The sequence below is a fragment of the Actinomyces sp. S6-Spd3 genome (assembly GCF_000758755.1).
GTDB lineage: Bacteria > Actinomycetota > Actinomycetes > Actinomycetales > Actinomycetaceae > Pauljensenia.
Window position 1 is genome coordinate 1 of sequence record NZ_JRMV01000171.1, and the last position, 548, is coordinate 548.

General features: G+C 48.7%; 1 protein-coding gene. It reads left to right on the forward strand.

Annotated features, from left to right (window positions below; translation table 11 throughout):
* Positions 1-548: MFS transporter (locus HMPREF1627_RS01025; RefSeq protein ID WP_199805858.1), on the forward strand; the 548-nt coding region annotated here is incomplete at both ends.

Below are 548 nucleotides of genomic sequence, written 5' to 3' on the forward strand. Positions count from 1 at the left end.
CTGTGCTGCTCTTTACGCGTATTTTTGATGCCGTTACAAATATCTTGATGGGATACGTTGTTGACCGTACAAACACCAAGGATGGAAAGGCGCGTCCATGGGTTAAGTGGACGATTCTTCCGATGTTCATCGCGCTGGTATTGGTGTTCGCGATTCCGCGAGGCATGGGAACTGGTCCAACGATTGCCTACATTACGGTTGTTATCAATATTTACTATCTCGTTTACACGATGAGTAATATCCCCTTCGGTACGCTCGGAACCCTGGTTTCGCGCGATCCGCAGGTCCGTTCCGAGCTGAACCTTATTCGCATGCTCGGTTTTTTCGCAATCAATATCGTCTTGTCCTTCACTACGCTGTGGATGGTGGGAATCTTTGACGATGGTAATAATGGCAATCGTGGCTGGATCATCACGATGGTTATCTACGGCATTGTCATGTCCATCATCTTCTGGTTTACGTACTCTATGACGACGGAGCGTGTTAAGCCAGCTGTAGCACAGAATGCGGCCGAACGTGCAGAAAAGGAAAAGCCGTTGCCGCTAGGA